The sequence below is a fragment of the Bacteroides sp. An51A genome (assembly GCF_002161565.1).
Classification (GTDB): Bacteria; Bacteroidota; Bacteroidia; order Bacteroidales; family Bacteroidaceae; genus Phocaeicola; species Phocaeicola intestinalis.
In genome coordinates this window covers 248,594-265,696 of the sequence record NZ_NFIC01000001.1, presented here as the reverse complement: position 1 = coordinate 265,696, position 17,103 = coordinate 248,594, and the positions used below count along the sequence as shown (strand labels likewise).

The following is a 17,103-nucleotide window of genomic DNA, read 5'->3' as shown; positions in this document are numbered from 1 at the left end:
ATGGTTAAAACTTTAATTCCGGCAGGCTGTTTATCGCTTCCTCTTTCAATTTATCCACCGCACGGGTGTATTTCTCCGTATGTTTCAGTCCGCTATGCCCTAAAAGGCTGGCAACCGTCTTGATATTTGCCCCGTTATTAAGGATATTTACAGCGAACGAGTGACGGGCGCAATGCCAGCTTATGTGTTTGTCTATACCTGCTCTTTTCACCCAACGCTTGACGGATTTGCAGCAACTCTCATACGAAGGCAGGTTGAAGATAAGAGCGTCTTTGTTTCCGTCTGTCGGCGGTTCTCCCACAAGCGAAAGAAGCCCGTCATTGAGCGGAATGACCACACCGCTACTGGCGGAATGACCTTTGGTCTTGTTCTGCTCAAATTTTAGCAGCTTGTTAGCGTAGTCGATATTCTTATAGGTAAGGTCTTTCACGTCACAGAAGCGCAAACCACAATACAGACAAAAGATAAACGCACGCCTTACGTTGGGGTTCTCGTTGTCATAATGGCACGCAATCAACCGCTGGATTTCTTCCGGCGAAAGCACGTCCTTGCGCAATATTTGGCTATCCGCCTTGCAGGTAACGCCTTTGCACGGGTCTTTCAGCATCACATCGTGGTCAATCGCATAGTGGATAACCTTCTTGAAACGCTGGAAGATGCTTTTAGCCCCTTCGCCCACGCTCCGGGATTGCAGATAAGCTACGAACTGTTCCATCATGTCCTTCGTGATAAGTTCAGGCTTGATGCCGAGCTCGTGCATCGGGTAATGTTCCTTCAGAAAGTCCTTGAAACGGCTTAGGGCGATTTGCACCATCCGAATGTCTTTCTTGGTGTATTCATTGATATAGGCTTGAAAATAATCCAAGAAATTCACGTTCCGGTCTTTTTTCAAGCGATAGCCCAACATACTTTCCTTGAACTCCTGTTCACGCTCGGCACGTATTTTTACAGCAAGCTCCAATGTTTCCTTGTTCTGCTGGCGTTCCGCAGGGGTACGTGGCTTTTCTATCAGATACAGGCTGAGGTTCTCTTTTCGCCTGTGATGCTTGACGGCGAACTTCGGCTTTCCCTGCATCTTGCCGCTTTCATAATACACCTGATTACCGTTTTCGTCCAATACGGGCTTTTCCTCTCTACCCAAATAATACTCCAGATACAGGCTGATTCTGCCGTCTGACAGCTTATTTTGCTCCAATTTAGGGTTTTCTTTCGTTTTATTTTCTAACTTTGCCATTGCTTAGAGGTTTTATCCCGATTTAGGTACCGTAACCGGGTGATTACACTAAATGATTGATTTTCTTTTGTTTTCCGATGTTGCAAAGGTACAAAAGAAAATGGAATTTCAAAGTGTACTAAAAGTGTACTGAATAACAGAAAATAGGCAAAATATAGCAAAAATGGAGAAAACAGGAAATGCGCAAATGATTGATAATAAGGAAGATAAATTCTTTTGTTTTCCTATGATTTCTATGTCTTGTACCGGGTCTGGGTACATAAAAAGGCTGATAATCGACTGATTATCGGCCTTTGTTATTTTCCGTTTTTTTAGAGGAACAAAACTTCACTATCTCACGAAAAATGCGTATCTTTGACCGTTTTAAAAAGTAGACTGAAAAGATATGAGCGAAGAACTGACCCTAAACAGCGGAAATACGTATTCGGCAAGCAGCATTCAAGTATTGGAAGGACTGGAAGCCGTACGCAAACGCCCCGCTATGTATATTGGCGATATCAGCGAAAAAGGATTACACCATCTGGTGTACGAAGTAGTAGATAACTCCATTGATGAAGCACTCGCCGGTTATTGCACCCACATAGAAGTAACTATCAACGAAGACAATTCAATCACCGTGCAAGACAACGGGCGAGGCATCCCGGTAGATTTTCACCAAAAGGAAAAAAAGTCGGCACTGGAAGTTGTGATGACCGTCCTCCATGCCGGAGGTAAATTCGACAAAGGCTCATACAAAGTATCTGGAGGACTGCACGGTGTCGGTGTATCGTGTGTGAATGCATTGTCTACCCACATGGTGACCAATGTGTTTAGAAACGGAAAAATCTACCAACAAGAATATGCATGTGGAAAGCCACTTTATCCTGTAAAGGAAGTAGGAACGACCGATATTACTGGAACCCGTCAGACTTTCTGGCCTGATGCATCGATTTTTACCACTACCGAATACAAGTATAACATTCTCCAGGCACGTATGCGCGAGCTTGCCTACCTGAATAAAGGTATTACTATTACCTTGACCGACAAGCGCGAAAAAGAAGAGGATGGTTCGTACAAACAAGAGGTCTTTCATTCGGAAGAGGGCGTAAAAGAGTTTGTACGCTTCCTTAATTCAAGCAATACACCACTCATCGATGATGTCATCTATCTGAATACTGAAAAACAGGGTATTCCTATCGAGTGTGCCATCATGTACAACACAGGCTTCCGCGAAAACCTCCATTCATATGTAAACAACATCAACACCATCGAGGGAGGTACGCACGAAGCAGGATTCCGCACGGCATTGACTCGTGTGCTGAAGAAATATGCCGAAGACAGCAAGGCATTGGAAAAAGCCAAGGTAGAAATTTCGGGCGAGGACTTCCGTGAAGGGCTGATAGCAGTCATTTCGGTAAAAGTAGCAGAGCCACAGTTTGAAGGACAGACTAAAACCAAATTGGGCAACAACGAAGTGAGCGGTGCTGTCAACCAAGCCGTGGGTGAAGCTTTAACTTATTATTTGGAAGAACATCCGAAAGAAGCCAAACTTATCGTAGACAAGGTAGTATTGGCAGCTACGGCACGCATTGCAGCCCGTAAGGCACGTGAATCTGTACAACGTAAAAGCCCGATGGGTGGAGGAGGGCTTCCGGGCAAGCTTGCCGACTGCTCCAGCCGCACACCCGAAGAATGCGAACTGTTCCTTGTCGAAGGTGATTCGGCAGGTGGCTCTGCCAAGCAGGGCAGAAGCCGCCAGTTTCAAGCCATCTTGCCGTTAAGAGGTAAAATCTTAAACGTAGAGAAAGCCATGTGGCACAAAGCGTTCGAAAGTGACGAAGTAAACAACATCATACAGGCACTGGGGGTACGCTTCGGTGTAGATGATTCGGAAGACAGCAAGAAGGCAAACATTGAGAAGCTGCGCTACAACAAAGTCATAATCATGACGGATGCTGATGTTGACGGCTCGCACATTGATACCCTGATTATGACTTTATTCTATCGCTACATGCCTGAAGTAATCCAGGGCGGACACCTTTACATCGCCAATCCTCCTCTCTACAAATGCACCAAAGGCAAAATCAGCGAATATTGCTATACCGATGAAGAACGTCAGGCATTTATGCAGAAATACGGTGACGGTACCGAAACAGGTATCCACACTCAGCGTTACAAAGGTTTGGGTGAAATGAATCCGGAACAGTTGTGGGAAACGACCATGAATCCGGAAACCCGCATTCTGAAGCAAGTCAGCATCGAAAACGCAGCAGACGCCGACTACATTTTCTCCATGCTGATGGGGGATGATGTAGCTCCACGACGTGAATTCATAGAAAGACACGCCACATATGCGAATATCGACGCATAAGGCGTTTTTATTAACTTCATATTCATTCACAATTAAAAATCCAGCCCCGCATCTTACACTAGGGGAAGCTCCAGCAATGCATTTTGTTGCTGGAGTTTTTTTTATTCCCACATTGACACATTCCCACATTTGCATATTATCATATAATTCCTTATATTTGACACATAAACTAACCAACAGAATCAGATGAAACTCACATTCCGTATCCAATACCATACTGTTTGGGGAGAAGACCTCCGTGTCATCTTCGATGAAGGTGACCCTCTCTTTCTCCAGCTTTCCACCCGCGACGGAAGCGAATGGAAAGGAAGTTGCGATTATTCGCCTGCCGAGTCCGGACGTCCTATCACCTATCGTTACGGGGTGTTCCGCGACGATATGTGCATCCGCAAGGAACTGGGAGCTATTGCACACACCGTGTATTCGGGCAATGTCCAGCAACATCAATACCTCATAGAAGATTGCTGGCGCGATCTTCCTACCGAAAATTACCGTTATAGTTCCGCCTTTAATGATGTCCATCCACTGACATCGCCCAATCGATTGAGCAACAATGTGGGAAGCTGCATCACTTTCCGTGCCCTTTGTCCGGGATTGCATGTACAAGGACAGGAACTGGGGATTATCGGGAGCTGTAGTGCACTGGGTAATTGGGAGTATTGCCGTCCTATCCGGATGCACGAGGTTGCTTCGGGCGTGTGGCAGCTCACATTGGATGCATCGGCACTAAAATCACCATTCGAGTATAAGTTTGTCGCCATCAACGAGAAGACGGGAGCTGTAGAAGAATGGGAAACGCGTCCTAACCGCCTTTTTCAGATACGTCCGCTTCAACGCGGAGAAACTTATCTGCCTGCCGAAGCAGAAGTATTCTTCAACCGTCCTGCCTGCCGTATTGCGGGAACAGCCATTCCTGTGTTTTCGCTCCGCTCGGAAGGAAGTTGCGGTGTAGGTGACTTCGGCGACCTGAAACGGTTCATCACGTGGGCCATCGAGACCGGACAACGTGCCGTACAGATACTCCCTATCAATGACACTACAATGACTGGTACGTGGATAGACTCATATCCCTATAACAGTATCTCCATTTATGCTTTTCACCCGATGTATATTGACCTGCGCCAGTTGCCTGCATTGAACGATGAAGAAGCAATGAAGGCTTTCGAGCGACGCCGTATTACCCTGAACGGCTTGTCGCAGGTTGACTATGAAAAAGTAAACTGCCTGAAACGGGAATACCTGCATACCTTATTCCACCAAGAGCAAGAACAATTTCTGGAAATGCCGGAATTCAAAGCTTTCGTGCAAAAGAACGAAGAATGGCTACAGCCTTACGCTGCATTCAGCGTGTTGCGCGACCGGAATGGCACTGCCGATTTTCGCCGATGGGGAGTGGACAGCGTATACCAAGCAGACCGGGTGCAGCAAATGTGCATCCCCGGAAGTACGTACTACGAAGACATCTGTTTCTACTATTTTTTGCAATACTACTTGCACGTACAACTGCTTGATGCCTGCACCTACGGACGCAGCCAGGGAGTCATCGTGAAAGGTGATATCCCTATAGGTATCAGCCGCAACAGCGTGGAGGCATGGGTAGAGCCTTATTATTTCAATATGAACGGGCAAGCAGGAGCTCCTCCCGATGCTTTTTCCACCAACGGACAAAATTGGGGAATGCCCACCTACAACTGGCAAGTGATGGAGAAAGACCAGTACCATTGGTGGCAACGACGTTTCCGCAAGATGGCAGAATACTTCACGGCCTACCGCATCGACCATATCCTTGGTTTCTTCCGTATCTGGGAGATTCCTTATCATTCTGTCCACGGATTATTGGGGCAATTCGTCCCTTCGCTTCCAATGAGCAAAGAAGAAATACAAAGCTTCGGACTCGATTTCGACAAGGAACGTATGACACGTCCGTACATTGATGACCAGTTGATAGATAAACTTTTCGGTGACAAGGCACACGAGGTGCGCCACACTTTTTTGAAACATCTTCCCAGCAAACTGTATGCCTTGCGACCCGAATACAACACTCAACGTAAGGTCGAGACATACTTTGACGGAAAGGATGACCCCGCCAGTACGGATATGCGCGAAAAACTCTATTCACTCATCAGCGATGTGCTCTTCATCGCTGACCGCGATGACCCTAATAAATTCCATCCACGCATCGCCGTACAGAACGAACCGGTATTCTGCCACCTTTCTGCTAAAGAACAGCAAGCATTCAACCGCCTTTATGATCATTACTACTACCAGCGTCATAATGAATTCTGGTACCACGAAGCGATGAAAAAACTACCTATACTGCTTCAAGCAACCCCGATGCTGGTATGCGGAGAAGACTTGGGTATGGTACCGGGCTGCGTACCTTGGGTAATGAACCAGTTACAAATACTTTCACTCGAAATCCAGCGGATGCCCAAACAAACCGGTATAGAGTTTGGCAGACCCGAGAACTATCCTTACCTCTCGGTATGTACCATCGGCACCCACGATATGACTACCCTGCGCGGTTGGTGGAAAGAAGACTCCACCGTTACCGACCGCTTCTATCATAACGAACTGCACTACTGGGGCACAACACCCGAAGAAGCTCCTGGCTGGTTATGCGAGGAAATCGTCCGCCGTCACCTGCAGTGTCCTTCGATGCTTTGTATCCTGACGTGGCAAGACTGGACCGCAATGGACGAAGCCATCCGTAATGCAGACATTGATGCCGAACGCATCAATATCCCGGCCAATCCACATAATTACTGGCGCTGGCGGATGCATATCACCCTCGAAAAGCTGATGAGTCTTACCGACTTCAATCAACATATTCGCCAGATGATTGCTGAAAGCGGAAGAGCAGACGGATAAAGCTTTTTCTTTAAAACACAGTTTTTCGTTGACTAGTTCTATAGATTGAAAATTCAAAACAGCTAATCTGCGAAAAACTGTGTTTGCTTGCTTAGTTCCTATGTTTGTAATGTGCTAGCAAAATAGCATAAAGCCAAGAGAATTATTAAATTTGTAAATGAAAGAAATAACTTAATAAAACCTATGACTTTATGCGTAAACAAAGTAACACATTAAATTTTGAAGGACAAAATATTTATGTAGGAATTGATGTGCATCTGAAGAGTTGGACAGTAAGTATTCTGAGCGATCATCTCCACCACAAGACATTCGTTCAGCCCCCGAGTCCGGAAGCCCTGTTCTCTTATCTTCACGCGCATTTTCCCAACGGGAATTATCTGTCAGCCTATGAAGCCGGTTTCAGTGGCTTTTGGGCGCATTATAAATTGGTTGAAATGGGAATACAGAATATAGTAGTTAATCCGGCGGATGTCTCCACCAGCCAGAAGGAACGTCTTCAGAAGACGGATGCAGTGGACAGCAGGAAAATAGCCAGGTCTCTGCGTAACAATGAACTGACAGCCATCCATGTCCCTTGCAGGGAGACATTGGAGGTCCGTACCCTTTTGCGCAGCCGTGACGCCCTTGTCCGTGACCTGGCAAGAATGAAACAGCGCGTCAAGGCATTCCTGTATTATTATGGGATTGACTATCCTAAAGAATTCCAGCACAGCGGCACCCACTGGTCACGCGCTTTCATGAACTGGCTGCGTAACGGTATCCGCATGGATACGGAGGAAGGGGGTGCCGGTCTTTCCCTTTTGCTGGATTCCGTAGAGTCACAGCGCAGGCTTCTTCTGGAAGCGACACGGAAGCTGAGGGCGCTTTCCCGTTCAGACGGATATGCCACCGACTACGAACTGCTACGTTCCGTCCCGGGCATAGGCATGATAACGGCTTTGTCTTTACTCGCCGAACTGGAAGATATACGGCGTTTCGCCAATTCGGACAGGCTTGCGGGGTATATCGGCCTTGTCCCCACTTCCCACTCCACGGGTGAGAAAGACAATAAGGGGGAGATGACCTTCCGGGGGCAAATGCAGTTAAGAAGCAAACTGATAGAATGCGCATGGTTCGCAGCCCGGATTGACCCGGCCTTGAACATGGCTTTTTCAAAGCTGACACGGCGGATGGAGCCTAACAAGGCCATTGTGCGGATAGCCCGAAAACTGTTGAACCGGATCTTTTATGTCTTGAAATATAAAAGGAGATATAAGAATGAGACAGTTGAATGACACGATGGACAACAACTATATGAATGACCGCTGACAGTTTCTTGCAGCCATCAGGTCTGCTTTCTTTAGAATGCGGCATTTTACTTTAATAGGACTGAAAAGGAACATGTGACCGGGAACTTCCCGGTTCACTGATAGAAGGTTGTCCATATAATAAGTTCCGGCAAGGAAAACGGCAGGTTTTCTTAGCCATGTAGCGATATCCGTAACACAAAGGGACAGGACCGATGTCCCATCCCTCAACAATGTTACGGCGTAACGCAGGGAGTCTATTGCTGGCAAGTTGCTCCTCAGCAGAGCTTGCGTCCTCTTCAACTCCTTGATTACAAAGCTAATGAAAACCTTTAATAAAATAAAAAAATTCTCTGGATATTTGGATTACAACATAGAAGAAACTGTTTTGAATTTCTCCAAAAAGTTATTCTCGTCTTGATGTATTCGTTTTCGTATGTACTTTGGGCAATTTTTTGTTCCTTTCCGTTTCTGTTCTTCGTCAGCTAGCCCACTATCTTCCTCATCACACAAGCGGGAATGCCTCAAAAACGCATTACGGTAAATTCAAAACAATTTCTTAATTTTTAATCCGAATCAGCAGATTCGCCAATATTGCCGTAAGTCCTCCGGTAGTGATGCCTGATGAAAAAATAGTGCGTAGGGTTTCGGGAAGCTGGCAGAGAATGTCAGGTACCAGTTCTACGCTTAAGCCAAAGGAAAAACTTAGGGCAACAACCAATGTTGCCTTGCGGTCAATGTCTTGTGAAGCAATGATACGTATACCTGCTGCTGCCACCGTGCCGAACATCAGCAACGTGGCACCGCCCAGTACCGGTTCAGGCATCAGCGAAAAGACCAATCCCACTGCAGGAAACAATCCCAATATAATCAGCATCGCGGCAATGTAGTAACCCACATAACGGCTTGCTACACCCGTCAATTGTATCATTCCATTGTTTTGGGCAGAAATGGAATTGGGAAACGAATTAAGGCAAGCAGCTATCATCGAATTAAAGCCATCAGCAAAGATGCCTCCTGAAGCACGGCGGACAAACTTCTCTCCCTCTACAGGCTCGCCCGAAATTAGTGAGTTTGCCGTAATGTCACCATATGCCTCAATGGCGGTAATAAGATAAATCAATGCCAAGGCTATGACAGAAGATATATCAAAAGAAAGTCCATAACGGAAAGGCATGGGAACATTCAGTCCGCCATAATCCGGGATAGAAGCGAAATCTACCATCCCCAGACACCATGCCACTATATAACCGATAGCGAGTCCAATGACAATGGAACTCATACGCAGGTAACGGTTTGAACTACGGTTAAAAAAGATAATCAAAACCAACACCAGTCCGGCGAGTCCCACATGACGCAGGCTGCCGAAAGTTCCGTCGGCTTGTGCTGCAGCTCCGCCTCCGCAAGCCGTGATGCCCACCCGTATCAGACTCATGCCAATAAGAGTTACCACAATACCCGACACCAACGGGGTGATAATCCGACGGGTATATTTCAATAAACGACTGATAAACATCTCGACCGATGCAGCAGCCATACAGGCACCAAAGATAGCTGAAAGCCCTCCGGTCAGTCCTGCTGCAATAATAGGACCGATAAACGAAAAGCTGGTACCTTGTATGCACAGTAAACCACATCCGATAAAACCTATGCGGCGACATTGGATGAAAGTGGAAATGCCCGAAGCAAATAATGCCATTGATACCAGATAACCAGTTGTTTCCAAATTCAATTTTAGAGCACCGGCAATAATGAGCGGCGGGGTGATAATTGCCACAAAAATGGCCAGAAGATGCTGCAATGCGGCAAAAAGAGTCTCACGCAAGGGCGGACGGTCATCCAGCCCATAGATTAACCCGGAAGATACTACAGGTCCTTGATGTTCTTCCATTATTCGCGGATTTTGATTTCACAATTCTCCAAACTCTCAATGATAGCAAGCGACTCGACGTGTATCCCCTGCTGACGCAAGTAGTCACCTCCGTGCTGAAACGCTTTTTCTATTAAGAATCCCATCCCCACCAATTCAGCTCCTGCCTGCTGTACCAGATCAATGACACCTTTGGCTGCATTACCGTTCGCCAGAAAATCATCAATAAACAACACCCTGTCGCCCGGACACAGGTAATCACGGCTGACACAGACTTCATACGAACGGTCTTTGGTGAACGAATAAACCATTGTGGTCAGCATATTCTCCATGGTACTGGGACGTTTTTTCTTAGCGAACACTACCGGCAATTCGAGAAGATAGCCTACCATAATGGCTGGAGCAATGCCACTCGCCTCGATGGTCATCACCTTATTTATATCTGTACTTGCAAACCGGCGGACAAACTCTACCGCCATCGATTTCATCAAAACCGGATCCATCTGGTGATTGATGAAATTGTCTACTTTCAAGATTCCTCCTTCAAAACATTTTCCGTCCCGCAAAATACGCTCTTTCAGTGCTTTCATATTGTGTAAATTTTGTCTTTCGCGCCACAGATTACATAGATTTGAGAACAATGCTTACATCCGTATTACTATGTTCTTCAGTCTATGTAATCTGTAATGAGTTAATTTTGTGCAAAGGTACGGCTTTTTATCCTATTTCCGGCAATACATGGAGCAGAGATATTATCTGGAAAGCGAAAAAAATCAAACATTCTCCGGTTCTCCATCTACCACCAAGTTTCCTCCACCTGTTACTTCACCGGTAGCCCATTCGGTCACATCGGAATCGCCAATAATCAGTTGTCCGTCATTGATACGGATGGTATACTGGTAGCAATAACCGGCGGCAAATGCGTGACTGATATTTTGCGTGCTTGCCGTGAACGATACGCCGTCGCGTGTATAGCCAATAGAGAATGTCAGCGTCACTTGGCTTTCCGACGGATTGAGCAACAAGGCTATCTGTGTATCGGTAACATCATCAATGGTTGTGCCTCCTGCAGACATCGTCCACTTGTTCTTCGCTTCGGCTCCCGATATTTCAGTCATTAATTCGCTGGTGAAATTGTATGTATGCTCCGTAAAACAACCTTCACCTTCAATGCTGACTTCATTTAACAAAGTTTCCATATTGCCCTCATCAACCAAAGTTATCAACAACAGACTGTATGTGTGTTTGAACGCATTGGCACCGGTAAAATTAACCGTACCATTATTGTCGCCGAAGTTACATTCTTTTGTCGCTACCAAAAAGTCGTATGTCCCCAGTTCGGCAAGTTTGCCTGACTGAAGACTGAGGTCGGGCATTGGCACTTGGCTGCGCGTAGCTCCCGCTTGGTAAGGATAAAATGCGCAGAAAGCAAAATCACTGGTCAGGTCGGGCCAAGACAGTCTGGCGGCAGCTTCCCAAGTGCCTGCTTTGTTGGTAAACAATGTCGGGCTATCTTCCTCGGGCATAAAGAAACCAATTTCATCCCCCGGATTGAATGACACATTGCCACCCTCATCTGTCGTTGTACGGCTTTCCACACTGCCCGAGACTTCAGCACGCAGGCGGATATCGGTATTTTCTTTTGCCGTTCCCGCTTCGGGAACGTTCTCTTGCTGGCAGGCAAACATTGTCAATGACAAAGCTATGCCCAATAATACTTTTGTTTTCATCTGAATATAATTTAATATACTAATCATTTATAACTAACGCAACATTTGTCGGTTGTATCTGTTTGGCACCAGTTTTTTTTCAAGATTATTTCTGCATTCCTTTATTTTCCTTACCTTTGCCCTTAGAAGCTGTTTTGAATTTATCGCACGAAAACGGATACATTAAGCCGAGAAAAACTTTTTGGAGAAATTCAAAACAGCTTCTTGGATAGTAACCAAATTTAAAAACAGCGATATGAAAAAAATTTCATTCTTCCTTCTTTGTTCCCTGATTTCCGTATGGACATATGCACAAGAAGCCAAATACGTGTTTTTCTTCATCGGCGACGGAATGGGAGTCAACCAAGTACAGGGTACCGAACTTTATTTGGGCGAACTGGATGGTAAAATCGGACTTACCCCGCTCGACTTTACCGAATTCCCCTATGCCACTACCAGTTCCACCTATTCAGCAACCAATGGCGTAACCGATTCAGCAGCCGGAGGCACTGCACTTGCCACTGGCACAAAGACTAAAAACGGTACCATCGGCATGGAGCAGGACCAGCAGACCCCCATCGCCAGTATCGCCATGCGGGCAAAAGAGAAAGGATGTCGTGTGGGTATCGCTACCAGCGTAAGTATAGACCATGCCACACCTGCTGCTTTTTATGCTCACAACCCGAACCGGAAAAACTATTACCAGATAGGGAAAGACTTGTTTACTGCCGGTTTCGACTTTTACGCCGGTTCTGATTTTCTCGACCCCGATAACCACGGGCAAGGCGAAAGTCTCTATACGCTTGCCTCACAGTATGGATATACCTTGGCAAGAGGATACGAAGACTTCATGGCAAAAAATGAACAGGCCGACAAACTTATCCTGCTGCAGACCGAAAAAGCTTCGGCAACCTACCGCGATGCTATTCCCTATGCTATCGACCGTCGCGAAGGTGATCTTTGCCTGAGCGACATCACAAGTGCTGCTATCCGTTTCCTTTCGAAAGACCTAAGCAAAGGTTTCTTCTTGATGGTAGAAGGTGGAAAAATTGACTGGGCATGTCATAGTAACGATGCTGCTACAGCATTCCGGGAAGTGGTTGATCTGAACGAATCCATCCGCCAGGCACTTCAGTTTTACGAAAATCATCCCGATGAAACTCTCATTGTCATCAGTGCTGACCATGAGACAGGTGGTTTGGTGCTGGGTACAGGTGCATATGCCCTCAACCTGCAAGCTCTGCAATACCAGCGCGTAAGCGAAACTGCCTTTACCTCCATACTGAACAGTCTACGTCGCCAGACGGGCAACCGCGTGACGTGGGAGCAGGCACGTCAGGCACTTGCCGACAACTTCGGGTTCTGGAATGAACTGAAACTGACCGAACAACAAGCAAAACGCCTTGAGGAAGTATATTGCCGCACTTTTACTGGCTCCGATGTAGAAATGGAAAAAAGTGAATATGCACAAGACGAACCACTGGCAGCCGAAGCCGTACGCATTATCAATGAAATAGCCATGGTAGGTTGGGTCAGTGGCGGCCACTCGGCTGGCTACGTACCCGTATTTGCCATTGGAGCCGGAGCTGACTATTTCCAGGGACGAATGGACAATGTCGAGATTCCGGCACGCATTGCCGAAATTGCACACTACCAGTAAAAACCTGTTTATATTTTACCTAGGTTTGTTTTGAGAATTGTTTTCGAAGGTGTTTTTCTGATTTTATAAGGAGGACAAGTAAGCTATCTGACGAAAAACAGAAGCGGAAAGGATCCAAAATCCGTCAAAATAGTTAAAGTTATTGATTAGGTTGTATTATCAATCCAAAGGGTATCTTTTTATAGTTTCCATCTCAAAACCGTACGTTCTTGATATGGAAACCGTATGTTTTCGATATGGAAACCGTACGGTTTCCATATGGAGAACGTAAAAAGAAGACAGTTTGAAACAGATACTGAACCTTTCAATCATACATTGATTTGTATCTGTCCAACAAACTTATCGGAGAAATTAAGAAGCTGTTTTGAATTTCTCCAAAAAGTTTTTCTTGGCTTGATGTATCCGTTTCCGTGTGTGCTTTGGGCGATTTTTTGGTCCTTTTCGCTCCTGTTCTTCGTCAGATAGCCCGCTATCTTCCTCATTACAGAAGCGAAAATGCCTCAAAAACTCATCCCAAATCATCGCACGATAAATTCAAAACAGCTTCTGAAAAAGGAAGAAAAAAATTCGATTATCGAGATTTGCCCAGTCCGTAATGTAATAGCACGTTTCGGTAACAAGTGGGCGTTGCTGGTCGTACTGGTAATCAGCGAGCACGAATGTGTCCGTTTCAATGAGTTATGCCGCCTGATTCCGGATGTTTCTTCACGGGTGTTATCGGGTACGTTCAAGACACTGGAAGCCGATGCCCTTGTTGCCAGAAAAGTGTATCCTACCGTGCCGCCAAAGGTAGAATACCGTCTGACGGATATAGGCCGCTCGCTCGTGCCGCTCATCGCTCAACTGACCGAATGGCGCAGACAAACATGAAGACCATCGTCAAGCACCGTAAGGCGTTCGATACAAAGGCTGCGAAAGCAAATTAACAGGTTGTTTTCCTGTATATATAACACTTTCTCCTTTTTGTTTAACATCCAAAAGTTTGTCCATGCATATTTTTGCAGTCGTAAAAATATATCTTGTAAAAGCGGTGTGAATATCTATTGTGGCAAAATAAAGAAATGATGAAAATACAGAAAGGGAAAATTATTGAAATCAATACAGTGGAGGAATACGTCGCCCTGTTTGGCTGTCCGCCGATATGCCATCCGCTGTTAAGCGTCTGCCGCCTGTCTGATGTAAAAGACTACAGTCCTATCGGTAAACCGGTGCGGTTGAACCTCTATACCATCACGATAAAGGACAAGACCACCTGTAATGCAAGCTACGGGTGGCGCAGCTATGACTTTACACGCGGCTGCATGAATTTCTTTGCACCGGGGCAAGTGCACAGTTGGGAAGAGAAAACTGTAAACGCCGGCAGATGGGGATGGATGCTGGCTTTCCATCCCGACTTCATACGCAAATATCCGTTAGGCGCAAAAATCGGCAGACTGAAATTCTTTTCCTACGACGTGAGGGAAGCCCTGCACATATCCGACATGGAGCGGAACGTAGTGGAGAATATCCTGGAAAACATCGAGAACGAGTACAGGCAAAACATCGATGCACATACGCAGGACATTATCGTCTCACAACTTGATGTCCTGCTGAATTATTCGGAACGCTTCTATACGAGGCAATTCCAGACACGCAGCAGTGTGGAGCCCGACATCGTGACACGGGTACATCTCCTGCTTCAAAAGCATATAGACGAGTGCCGTAAAGAGTTTATTTCCGTCAATGCCTTAGCCAGTGAATTGAACATGTCTCCGCACTACCTCAGCGACCTTTTGCGCAGCCAGACCGGAATGAACACGCAACAGCACATCCACGCTTTCCTGATAGAGCAGGCAAAATCCTTGCTGGCGACTACACAATTGTCGGTAAGCGAGATTGCATACCGGTTGGGATTTGAATATCCCCAACACTTCAACCGTCTGTTCAAGAGCAAGACGGGCATTACCCCATTGGAATATAGAAATATGAACTGAAACGCGTATGGAACAAACTGAAAACAAAGGAATGTCGCGCCGTTCTTTCCTGAAACGGCTGGGTATCATCGGTGCGTCTACCGGATTGTCTGCCTGTGGACACGGGCAAGCCGGACAAGAAACCGTAAGCGGGGAAATGACTTACCGCACCGACCCTAAGACAGGACAGCAAGTTTCCCTGTTAGGCTACGGCTGTATGCGTTGGCCGCCTGCCACCTCTCCACAAAAGGACGGTTGTCCGATAGACCAAGAGACGGTAAACGGATTAATAGACTATGCCATAGAACATGGCGTGAACTACTTCGATACCGCTCCCATTTACGGACAAGGTTGGTCGGAAACCGTTACGGGGAAAGCATTGAAGCGTCATCCCAGAGAAAAGTTCTTCATCGCTACCAAGATGTCCGGGGCATCCGACCTTTCTCGCGAGAATCTGACAGCCATGTATCACCGCTCGCTTCAGCATTTGCAAGTCGATTACATAGACTATTACCTCCTGCACGGCATAGGTGGTGGCGGAATGAGCCTGTTCAACAAGCGTTTCATACAAAACGGGATGCTCGACTTCCTGATCGAAGAACGAAAACAAGGAAGAATCCGACATCTTGGCTGGTCCTTTCATGGCGATATTGAAGTGTTCAATCGTGTGCTGCAGATGCACGAACAAGTGCATTGGGACTTTGTGCAAATCCAACTCAATTATGTGGACTGGAGGCATGCTTCCGCTTACAATGCCGATTGGCAAAAGGCTATGGGAGATGACACCAACGCCGAATACCTGTACGAAGAATTGGCAAAGCGAGACATTCCCGTAGTCGTCATGGAACCTTTACTGGGCGGAAGGCTGGCCAACGTCACACAAGACGTACTGGCTCAGATGAAACAGAAGCGTCTGGATGACACGGCTGCGGCATGGGCGTTCCGCTTCGCCGGATCATTCCCGAAGGTGCTGACCGTTCTTAGCGGAATGACTTATAAGGAACATCTACAAGACAACCTGCGTACTTTCTCGCCACTCGTTCCCCTATCAAGCGAAGAAAGCGATTTCCTTGAAGACGTAGCGGAACGGATGAAGGACAGCCAGAATATCCCCTGCACCGACTGTAAATATTGCATGCCCTGTCCATACGGGATAGATATTCCGGCGAACTTCCTCCATTACAACAAATGCGTCAACCACGGCTATGTTTCCAAAAGCCATCTGGATGCCAATTATGAGGAAGCCCGGAGAGCCTTTCTGATAGGTTATGACCGCCGCGTGCCTAAATTGAGTCAGGCAAGCCACTGCATCGGTTGCGGGCAATGCGTGTCCCATTGCCCGCAGGGCATCGACATTCCATCACAAATGAGAATGATTGATGATTATGTGGAGCAGCTGAAGCAAGGAACTTTATAGGGAATGATTTCGATACATTTATCCCATATTCCACTTCCAATTTTTGAAACATTTTTCATAAATGTGGTGCCTGCTTGCTTGATTCTTGCGCAAAATCATTACTTTTGTGCTTATTGAATCCTTTAAGCAAAAGGAATATATGGAGAATTACGAAGATTGCTTCCACCAACATTGATCGGAAAAGAACGGATGAAGATAAAACAAACTTTGCAAGAGCCAATGAACACATACAATATCATATCCCTTCATGCCCACCCCGAATGGCGCATTCCTGCAGCCAGATGGTTTCAAGAAAAATGGGAAATTCCTTTAGAGGAGTATCTGACAAGTATCGATGAAAGTATTAAAGGAACTGTAGCTGTTCCTCAATGGTACATAGTAATTGAAGGGCAACAGATAATTGCCGGAGCCGGTGTGATAGAAAACGACTTTCACGACCGCAAAGACCTGACTCCGAATATCTGTGCCTTATATGTGGAACCGGAACGACGTTGCCGCGGCATTGCCGGACATCTGTTGGAACATATCTGCAAGGATATGGCTGTAAAAGGTATCAGCACCCTCTACCTCATCACGGAGCATACCTCGTTTTACGAACGTTATGGCTGGGAATACCTGTGCATGGTGAAGGGCGACGATGGGGAACAGATGCGGATGTATAAAAAATCGCCCAAAGCACACACGAAAACGGATACATCAAGACGAGAAAAACTTTTTGGAGAAACTCAAAACAGTTTCTAAAACCTGAGATTCG

At 46.3% G+C, this 17,103-nt stretch carries 13 protein-coding genes; 8 read left to right on the top strand and 5 right to left on the bottom strand.

Annotated features, from left to right (window positions below):
* Window positions 1-4: 4 nt before the first annotated feature.
* A complete protein-coding gene (locus B5G04_RS00975; protein ID WP_087395211.1) occupies window positions 5-1,234 on the bottom strand; it encodes a site-specific integrase in 1,230 nt (409 codons plus the stop codon).
* Window positions 1,235-1,619: 385 nt separating this feature from the next.
* Here B5G04_RS00975 and gyrB point away from each other — a divergent pair, with 385 nt between their 5' ends.
* The 3 genes from gyrB to B5G04_RS00960 all read left to right on the top strand — a co-directional run bounded on the left by gyrB (window position 1,620) and on the right by B5G04_RS00960 (window position 7,729).
* Complete coding sequence (gyrB, locus tag B5G04_RS00970; RefSeq protein WP_022039830.1) at window positions 1,620-3,584, top strand: DNA topoisomerase (ATP-hydrolyzing) subunit B; 1,965 nt, start codon at window positions 1,620-1,622, stop codon at window positions 3,582-3,584.
* A 186-nt stretch (window positions 3,585-3,770) separates the two neighbouring features.
* Window positions 3,771-6,455, top strand: a complete 2,685-nt coding sequence (locus B5G04_RS00965) for a 4-alpha-glucanotransferase (protein ID WP_087395208.1) — start codon at window positions 3,771-3,773, stop codon at window positions 6,453-6,455.
* Between the two features lie 191 nt (window positions 6,456-6,646).
* Window positions 6,647-7,729: an IS110 family transposase gene (locus B5G04_RS00960; RefSeq protein WP_087395205.1), complete on the top strand. Its 1,083-nt coding sequence runs from the start codon at window positions 6,647-6,649 to the stop codon at window positions 7,727-7,729.
* Between the two features lie 571 nt (window positions 7,730-8,300).
* Here B5G04_RS00960 and B5G04_RS00955 read toward each other — a convergent pair.
* From B5G04_RS00955 to B5G04_RS00945, 3 genes are all read right to left on the bottom strand, one after another.
* Window positions 8,301-9,632: a nucleobase:cation symporter-2 family protein gene (locus tag B5G04_RS00955; RefSeq protein ID WP_087395201.1), complete on the bottom strand. Its 1,332-nt coding sequence runs from the start codon at window positions 9,630-9,632 to the stop codon at window positions 8,301-8,303.
* Entirely contained in the window at window positions 9,632-10,201 is a 570-nt protein-coding gene (gene xpt, locus B5G04_RS00950) for a xanthine phosphoribosyltransferase (protein WP_022039932.1), read from the bottom strand. The genes B5G04_RS00955 and xpt overlap by 1 nt, the downstream gene beginning before the upstream one ends.
* Window positions 10,202-10,384: 183 nt before the next feature.
* Window positions 10,385-11,341 carry a fimbrillin family protein gene (locus tag B5G04_RS00945; protein ID WP_022039933.1) on the bottom strand — a complete coding sequence of 319 codons (957 nt, stop codon included), beginning with the start codon at window positions 11,339-11,341 and terminating at the stop codon, window positions 10,385-10,387.
* Window positions 11,342-11,576: 235 nt separating this feature from the next.
* Here B5G04_RS00945 and B5G04_RS00940 point away from each other — a divergent pair, with 235 nt between their 5' ends.
* Complete coding sequence (locus B5G04_RS00940; protein WP_087395789.1) at window positions 11,577-12,980, top strand: alkaline phosphatase; 1,404 nt, start codon at window positions 11,577-11,579, stop codon at window positions 12,978-12,980.
* A gap of 351 nt (window positions 12,981-13,331) precedes the next feature.
* On the opposite strand, the gene B5G04_RS19560 is transcribed toward B5G04_RS00940, so the two are convergent.
* Window positions 13,332-13,502: a hypothetical protein gene (locus B5G04_RS19560; RefSeq protein WP_158098139.1), complete on the bottom strand. Its 171-nt coding sequence runs from the start codon at window positions 13,500-13,502 to the stop codon at window positions 13,332-13,334.
* On the opposite strand from B5G04_RS19560, the gene B5G04_RS00935 reads away from it, so the two are divergent.
* The 4 genes from B5G04_RS00935 (at window position 13,476) to B5G04_RS00920 (ending at window position 17,090) form a co-directional block, all read left to right on the top strand.
* The gene (locus B5G04_RS00935; protein WP_239413995.1) at window positions 13,476-13,850 is read left to right on the top strand and encodes a helix-turn-helix domain-containing protein; all 375 of its coding nucleotides are present in this window, start codon (window positions 13,476-13,478) and stop codon (window positions 13,848-13,850) included. The two genes, B5G04_RS19560 and B5G04_RS00935, sit on opposite strands and share 27 nt — an antisense overlap.
* 191 nt (window positions 13,851-14,041) lie before the next feature.
* Complete coding sequence (locus tag B5G04_RS00930; RefSeq protein WP_239413994.1) at window positions 14,042-14,953, top strand: helix-turn-helix domain-containing protein; 912 nt, start codon at window positions 14,042-14,044, stop codon at window positions 14,951-14,953.
* Between the two features lie 7 nt (window positions 14,954-14,960).
* Window positions 14,961-16,349 carry an aldo/keto reductase gene (locus tag B5G04_RS00925; protein ID WP_087395196.1) on the top strand — a complete coding sequence of 463 codons (1,389 nt, stop codon included), beginning with the start codon at window positions 14,961-14,963 and terminating at the stop codon, window positions 16,347-16,349.
* Window positions 16,350-16,568: 219 nt separating this feature from the next.
* Window positions 16,569-17,090: a GNAT family N-acetyltransferase gene (locus B5G04_RS00920; RefSeq protein WP_087395786.1), complete on the top strand. Its 522-nt coding sequence runs from the start codon at window positions 16,569-16,571 to the stop codon at window positions 17,088-17,090.
* Window positions 17,091-17,103 lie beyond the last annotated feature (13 nt).

Excerpts from the sequence above, each read along its gene's own strand:
- B5G04_RS00945 (WP_022039933.1), bottom strand. The coding sequence starts at position 11,341 with ATGAAAACAAAAGTATTATTGGGCATAGCTTTGTCATTGACAATGTTT.
- B5G04_RS00930 (WP_239413994.1), top strand. The coding sequence starts at position 14,042 with ATGATGAAAATACAGAAAGGGAAAATTATTGAAATCAATACAGTGGAG.
- B5G04_RS00940 (WP_087395789.1), top strand. The coding sequence starts at position 11,577 with ATGAAAAAAATTTCATTCTTCCTTCTTTGTTCCCTGATTTCCGTATGG.
- xpt (WP_022039932.1), bottom strand. The coding sequence starts at position 10,201 with ATGAAAGCACTGAAAGAGCGTATTTTGCGGGACGGAAAATGTTTTGAA.
- B5G04_RS00965 (WP_087395208.1), top strand. The coding sequence starts at position 3,771 with ATGAAACTCACATTCCGTATCCAATACCATACTGTTTGGGGAGAAGAC.
- B5G04_RS00925 (WP_087395196.1), top strand. The coding sequence starts at position 14,961 with ATGGAACAAACTGAAAACAAAGGAATGTCGCGCCGTTCTTTCCTGAAA.
- gyrB (WP_022039830.1), top strand. The coding sequence starts at position 1,620 with ATGAGCGAAGAACTGACCCTAAACAGCGGAAATACGTATTCGGCAAGC.
- B5G04_RS00955 (WP_087395201.1), bottom strand. The coding sequence starts at position 9,632 with ATGGAAGAACATCAAGGACCTGTAGTATCTTCCGGGTTAATCTATGGG.
- B5G04_RS00920 (WP_087395786.1), top strand. The coding sequence starts at position 16,569 with ATGAACACATACAATATCATATCCCTTCATGCCCACCCCGAATGGCGC.
- B5G04_RS00935 (WP_239413995.1), top strand. The coding sequence starts at position 13,476 with ATGCCTCAAAAACTCATCCCAAATCATCGCACGATAAATTCAAAACAG.
- B5G04_RS00960 (WP_087395205.1), top strand. The coding sequence starts at position 6,647 with ATGCGTAAACAAAGTAACACATTAAATTTTGAAGGACAAAATATTTAT.
- B5G04_RS19560 (WP_158098139.1), bottom strand. The coding sequence starts at position 13,502 with ATGATTTGGGATGAGTTTTTGAGGCATTTTCGCTTCTGTAATGAGGAA.
- B5G04_RS00975 (WP_087395211.1), bottom strand. The coding sequence starts at position 1,234 with ATGGCAAAGTTAGAAAATAAAACGAAAGAAAACCCTAAATTGGAGCAA.